This is a genomic window from Candidatus Zixiibacteriota bacterium, assembly GCA_014728145.1.
GTDB lineage: Bacteria > Zixibacteria > MSB-5A5 > JAABVY01 > JAABVY01 > WJMC01.
Genome location: WJMC01000049.1, coordinates 1 through 6,522 on the forward strand (window position 1 = coordinate 1; position 6,522 = coordinate 6,522).

General features: G+C 50.0%; 7 protein-coding genes. All 7 read left to right on the forward strand.

From position 1 onward, the window contains the following. Positions 1 to 1,337 (forward strand): Asp-tRNA(Asn)/Glu-tRNA(Gln) amidotransferase subunit GatB (gatB, locus tag GF404_02780; protein ID MBD3381102.1); only part of this gene is annotated, 1,337 nt, incomplete at its 5' end. Continuing rightward, positions 1,321 to 1,923, forward strand: coding sequence for a phosphoribosylglycinamide formyltransferase (gene purN / locus GF404_02785; GenBank protein MBD3381103.1), 603 nt, complete (start codon positions 1,321 to 1,323; stop codon positions 1,921 to 1,923). The genes gatB and purN, both read left to right, overlap by 17 nt. Next, a complete protein-coding gene (locus tag GF404_02790; GenBank protein ID MBD3381104.1) occupies positions 1,916 to 2,821 on the forward strand; it encodes a phosphoribosylaminoimidazolesuccinocarboxamide synthase in 906 nt (301 codons plus the stop codon). Before purN ends, GF404_02790 begins: the two co-directional genes overlap by 8 nt. Positions 2,822 to 2,833: 12 nt before the next feature. Continuing rightward, positions 2,834 to 4,420, forward strand: a complete 1,587-nt coding sequence (gene purH / locus GF404_02795; protein MBD3381105.1) for a bifunctional phosphoribosylaminoimidazolecarboxamide formyltransferase/IMP cyclohydrolase — start codon at positions 2,834 to 2,836, stop codon at positions 4,418 to 4,420. 64 nt (positions 4,421 to 4,484) lie between these two features. Then, positions 4,485 to 4,952, forward strand: a complete 468-nt coding sequence (locus tag GF404_02800; protein MBD3381106.1) for a DUF494 family protein — start codon at positions 4,485 to 4,487, stop codon at positions 4,950 to 4,952. 13 nt (positions 4,953 to 4,965) lie between these two features. Continuing rightward, positions 4,966 to 6,180: a bifunctional phosphopantothenoylcysteine decarboxylase/phosphopantothenate--cysteine ligase CoaBC gene (coaBC, locus tag GF404_02805; protein MBD3381107.1), complete on the forward strand. Its 1,215-nt coding sequence runs from the start codon at positions 4,966 to 4,968 to the stop codon at positions 6,178 to 6,180. A gap of 118 nt (positions 6,181 to 6,298) precedes the next feature. Beyond that, the coding region (locus GF404_02810) for a uracil-DNA glycosylase (GenBank protein MBD3381108.1) at positions 6,299 to 6,522 on the forward strand (224 nt) is incomplete at its 3' end.

Below are 6,522 nucleotides of genomic sequence, written 5' to 3' on the forward strand. Positions count from 1 at the left end.
CCAACAGCCTGATCTGTCCGGTCTGTTTGGGGCTTCCGGGTGCACTTCCGGTCACAAATAAAAAGGCTGTCGAAAAAGGACTTAAATTCGCAACAGCGGTTGGAGCTGAAATTGCCGGTGTGCTTGAATTCGATCGAAAAAACTATTTCTATCCCGATCTCCCCAAGGGCTATCAGATTACTCAATATCACAATCCACTTGCGCGGGGTGGAAAAATCAGGATAGAGACGGATAAAGAACACAAGTATATCGAGCTTGAGGAATGTCACCTGGAAGAGGACGCCGGTAAGTCATTTCATGGCCACGAATGCACCACTGTAGATCTCAATCGATGCGGGGTTCCGCTTTTGGAAATCGTTACCCGGCCGGTGATTCATAGTCCCGAAGAGGCTTATCTGTTTCTGAAACGGCTCAAGCAGATTGTGCAGTACCTTGGCCTGTCATATGCGGATATGGAAAAAGGTGAGTTGAGATGCGATGCCAATATCTCGATCAGAGATAGCGATGATTCCGCTTTGGGACCGAAAGTCGAGCTGAAAAACCTGAATTCCTTCCGTTTCATCAGGCGGGCATTGGAATACGAGTATAAACGCCAGGTTAAAACGGTGAAGGCCGGGAATTCTGTTTTGCGCGAGACCCGTCTCTATGACGAGCAGATGAATACGACCCTCCCAATGCGATCCAAGGAGGAATCATCCGATTACCGCTTTTTTCCGGAGCCGAATCTTCCGCCCCATAAGATTTCAAAAGAATTGATCGCGCGATTGAAATGCTCTCTTTTGGAACTTCCGGACAAGAGGCTGGATCGTTACCTCACTGATATGGGATTGCCGTTCGATTCGGCGCAGGCATTGATATCCGATTTCGAATTATCAGAGTATTTTGAGAAGACAGCCGGATATTGCCAAGATTCGAAGCTGGCCGCCAACTGGATTTTAACCGAGCTTATGGGGCTGATGAGTGCTGAGAAGATCAGTTTGAAGAAGCTGAAAATAAGTCCCTGGATGCTTGCGGATCTCTTGATTCAGGTCCAAAAGAAACAGATCTCAGGTAAGATCGCAGCTACTGTGCTCAGGCGGATGATTGCCACAGGTGAGCCGGCGGAGGCGATTATCGAGCGCGAGGGGCTCAGGCTGATAACCGACCGCGATTCGTTACTGGAAGTGATAGAAGAAGTTATCAGTGAGAACCCCGAGAATCTGAAAAAGTATCTTGACGGCAGAGAGAAGCTGTTTGTATTTTTCGTCGGCCAGGTGATGGCCAAAACGGGCGGCCAGGCCGACCCGCAGGCTGTAAACAAACTGTTGAGGGAGACACTCGATGACAGACAAGCTTAAGCTGGCAGTATTCGCATCGCACGGCGGTTCAAATCTGCAATCTATAATCGATGCCTCCCGCGATCCTGATTTCCCGGCCGAGGTGGCTCTGGTGGTTTCGAACAACCTCAAGGCTTTTGCTCTCACAAGAGCCGGGAAAGCCGGGATACCGACTGTCGTGTGGCAGAAAAAGAAATTTGCCGACGCCAAAGCTTATGTCGACTTTATCCTCGAAAAACTGCGTGAACATGGTATCGATTTGATCTGCCTGGCCGGTTATATGAAACTGATTCCATCGGAACTGATCCGCCAGTATCGTATCATAAATATTCATCCCGCCTTGCTTCCCAAATACGGGGGTAAAGGGATGTACGGTATCCATGTCCACGAGGCGGTCCTTGAAGCCGGCGAGGATGCGACCGGAGTGACGATCCATCAGGTTAACGAAAAATATGACCAGGGAAAAATCTTGAATAGTTGCCAAGTCGCCGTTAGTCCCGATGACAATCCGGAGAGCCTGCAGAAAAAAGTGCTTGAGTTTGAACATAAATTGTACCCCGAAACAATCGCAAAAATTGCCAAAGGAGAAATTACTCTCGATGAATGATGAAATCAAAACTGTTTACAAGACGGAGATAGAGGAATTTCCCCGCTTTGCCGAGGGAAAGGTGCGGGATGTCTACGATCTGGGCGACAAGCTTTTGGTGGTAGCTTCCGACAGGCTCTCCGCGTTTGACGTGGTTCTGCCCAACCCGATACCCAACAAGGGAGTGGTGCTTACCCAGATGTCGGTTTTCTGGTTCGATTATCTCAAGGATGTCGTTCCGAATCACTTTATTACAGCCAACCTGGATGAGTATCCCTCGGAACTGACCAGGTATCGCGATATCCTCGATGGGCGTTCGATGCTGGTCAAGAAATGCAAGCGAATCGACTTCGAATGCATTGTAAGGGGATATATTACCGGTTCGATGTGGAAAGAGTACCAGAGAGCCAAAGAGAAAAATGCCAAGAAGATACTGCATGGTTTCGAGCTTCCCAACAACCTCGAGGAGTCGGAAAAACTGCCTAAACCACTGTTTACTCCCTCGACCAAGGCTGAAACCGGCCACGACGAAAATATCAGTCAGGAACAGATGGCAGACCAAATCGGATCTGATCTCGTTAAAAAGCTTGAGGATGTTTCGATTCGGCTGTTCGAAAAAGCTTCCAACTACGCTGAAAATCGCGGAATCATGATAGCCGACACCAAGTTCGAATTCGGCTTCGACGGCGATCAGCTTACCTTGATCGATGAGGTGCTTTCACCTGATTCCTCGCGTTTCTGGCCCAAGTACAAGTATTCCAAGGGCAAGAGCCAGGAGAGTTTCGACAAGCAGTTCATCCGCGACTACCTCAGCCAGAGCGGTTGGAACAAAAAACCACCGGCACCCGAGGTACCGGAAGATATCATCAACAAAACCAGCGAAAAATACAAGGAAGCCTACGAGCTTCTGGTGGAATAAAGGGAAGGTGTTATGTCTGCGAGCCAAAAGGGAAACTGGATCAAGATAAAGAGAGCGTTGATCTCGGTCTCGGACAAGACCGGAATAGTTGAGCTGGCCAAAAAACTTCAGGATCTGGATGTCGAAATCATTTCAACCGGCGGTACAAAAAAAGTGCTCAAGGAAAACGGTATCCAGGTCATCCCGATATCCTCGTTCACCGGCGCGCCGGAGATCCTGGATGGACGGGTGAAAACGCTTCATCCAGCGGTCCATGCCGGAATCCTCTATAAGCGTGATGTCGAAGATCATCAGAAGGAAATGAAAGCCCACAGCTACAAAGACATCGACATGGTGATCCTGAATCTCTACCCATTTGAGTCGACTCTCAAAAAGGAAGGTGTTACCGAAGAGGAGATTATCGAGAATATCGATATCGGCGGCCCTACCATGCTTCGTTCAGCGGCCAAAGCCTTCGACTATGTCGCCATAGTCACCGATCCCTCGCAGTACAGCGATATTATCGAGGAATTGAGCGAAAATACAGCCTCGATTTCGTACCAGACCCGCCTTGATCTGGCAAAATCCGCGTTTTGCCGGGTGGCTGACTACGATCGGGCGATTTCAACTTATTTTGTCTGTGGCAAGGCCGAAAAGGTGAGCAGTTTTCCAGAGACGATCAATATCTCTGTCAGGAAGATGATGGATTTGCGTTACGGGGAAAATCCGCACCAGGGCGCGGCGGTCTACACCGATCCCAGGGCGAATATGCCGACGCTTTCCCGGGCCCAGGTTCTGGGCGGCAAAGCCTTGTCGTACAATAACTACGGCGATTTGGAGGCGGTCCTGTCGATGATCCTGGATTTCAAGACGCCGTTTGCGGTGGTCTGTAAACACGCCAACCCATGTGGCGCGGCCGAGGCCGATAGCTTGACCGAAGCTTATCGTCTGGCTTATGAAGCCGACCCGATTTCCGCTTATGGCTCTATTATCGGATTGAATAAACCTGTCGATAAAGAGACTGCGGAGCTGTTACATGAGACCAAGTTCGTGGAATGTGTCCTGGCGCCTGAATACGAAGAAGGCGTGGTGGAACGGATGAAGAAGAAGAAAGCTCGCAGAATCCTGAAACTGCCCGAGATTATGGAGGGCTACAAGTCCTCTTTCCACCAGTACAGCTTCCTGAAGGGTGGTCTTTTGGCGATGGATCCGGATCTGTACGAGGTCAAACGTGAGGACCTGAAAACCGTGACTGAAGTCGCTCCGACTGAAGAACAAATAGAATCGATGTTGTTTGCGTTTAAAATTGTGAAACATGTGAAATCTAACGCGATTTTACTGGTCCAGGGCAAGCAAACCGTGGGAGTCGGCTGTGGTCAGACCTCGCGGGTGGATGCTTCTGTTTTGGCGGCTATGAAAGCGGGAGAGCGTGCTAAAGGGAGTTGCCTGGCCTCGGATGCTTTCTTCCCGATGAGAGACGGCGTGGATCGCGCGGCCGAAGCCGGAGTAAAGGCGATTATTCAGCCGGGTGGTTCAAAACGAGACGATGAAGCCATCGAAGCGGCCAATGAACACCAGCTAAGTATGGTATTTACCGGGATTCGCCATTTTAAACACTAATCGGATTTTAACTTGATTTTCACGTTTGAGATGTTTACATTCCCGTTATTCTGGAGAGGTTGATTTGGGCGAGAGAATACTTGAAATTGTATTTTACCTGATGCAGCATATGCGCAGCCATGACGGAGCGCTGACCCACCTGGACGATATTTCCCGTTCGCTGAAAAGCATGGGATTTTCCGACAACGAGATTTCCTCCGCTTATGGTTGGTTTTTAGAAGAAGTTCAGTCCAACAGCGTCCAGCAACTTCTGACGCGCGAGTTGTACAATCCACCCCCGCGAGTTTTTTCCGAAACCGAAAAGCAGGTGCTCTCGACTGAAGCACGCGGTTTTCTGATTCAGCTGTATCAGCTCGGCCTGTTGAATTCAGAGCAATTCGAGAGCATTATCGACCGCGTTCATCTTCTCGAACCGGGTTCGGTCGACTCCGATACCCTGAAGCTGATCGCCTCATCGGTCATTTTTGGTGGTGTCAACAAGAAGCTCGATTTGAACTGGTTCAATCTTTCCGGCGAAGAAACGGCTCATTAACAGATAATTCCCCGTGAGACTAACCAACCGCAAAATTCTGCTGGGCGTATGTGGCTGTATTGCCGCTTACAAGAGCGCTTACCTGGTTCGGCTTCTCCGTCAGGAAGGTGCCGAAGTGCGCGTGATGATGACTCGTTCCGCCGGTGAATTTGTGGCTCCCCTGACATTCGAGACATTGACTGATCATCCGGTCTATTCCGAGATGTTTCCAAAAGACCGTTATTTCGGCACTCATCATATCGATCTGGCTGAGTGGTCCGATCTTATTGTTGTGGCACCCGCTTCTGGCAATATGATCGGTAAGATAGCTTCAGGAATTGCCGATGATTTCGTGTCGACCGTCGTAATGGCTTCGCAATCGCCGGTCATGATTTCGCCCTCGATGAATACGCATATGTACGAGAACCCGATTATGCAGGCCAACCTGCGTAAACTCAAGGATCTTGGCTATCGTTTCGTTGAACCGACAGTTGGTGAACTGGCCTGCAAGACTTATGGTGTCGGCCGTCTGCCGGACCCGCAGGATATCGTCACTGTCATCACCTCGCATTTTGGCGGGCAGTCAGATCTATCCGGGCTGAAGGTTTTGATCAGTGCCGGTCCAACTGTAGAGTATCTCGATCCGGTGCGCTATATTTCCAACCCTTCCTCCGGCAAGATGGGCTACGCCCTGGCAGAGCGGGCTCGAGCGCGCGGGGCGGAGGTGACGCTGGTATCCGGGCCGGTTGCTCTTGAAGCACCTGCCGGAATTACTAGAATCGATGTTGAAAGCGGAAGCCAGATGCGACAAGCTCTCAGGGAGCATTTTGACAGGTGTGATATGCTCCTGATGGCGGCCGCGGTGGGCGATTATGGCCCGGAAACAGTCAGCGAGCACAAAATCAAAAAGAGTGCTCAGCCGATCCAGTTGAAACTCGTGCCCAAAGCTGACATCCTTCTGGAGTTATCACGGGATAAATCTGCTCAGGTCATGGTCGGATTTGCTCTGGAGACCGAGGATGTGGTTGCCAATGCGAGTGAAAAATTAAACAGGAAGAAGCTCGATATGATCGTTGTCAACAACCCCAAAATTACAGGAGCGGCTTTCAAGTCCGACACCAACCAGGTCACGATCATTGAGGCTGATGGTAACAGCTATGAACTCCCTATGATGAGCAAGCTTGAGCTGGCGGATAAAATCCTCGACAGCGCCCTTAAAATCAGTATAAAAAGTAAGCACAATGGATGACAAACACACACAGGCTGTCGACGAAGCGATCGAGATGACCCGGGTAGCTCTTGCGCAAAAGCTCGAGCTGGGTGATGATCTTCTGGCAGTGGATACTAAATATTTAGAAGGATTGAAGATGGTTCAGAAGACCAAAACTTACAAGAACCTGGATGATTTCGAGGCTGATATAAATACCTGCACAAAATGCCCGCTTCATAAGGGACGTACCAAATTTGTCTTCGGTGACGGCAACCCGAAAGCTGATGTGATGTTTGTCGGCGAGGGTCCCGGTCGTGATGAGGACCTGCAGGGTAAGCCTTTTGTCGGCCGGGCCGGAAAGCTTTTAGACAAAATCCTGGC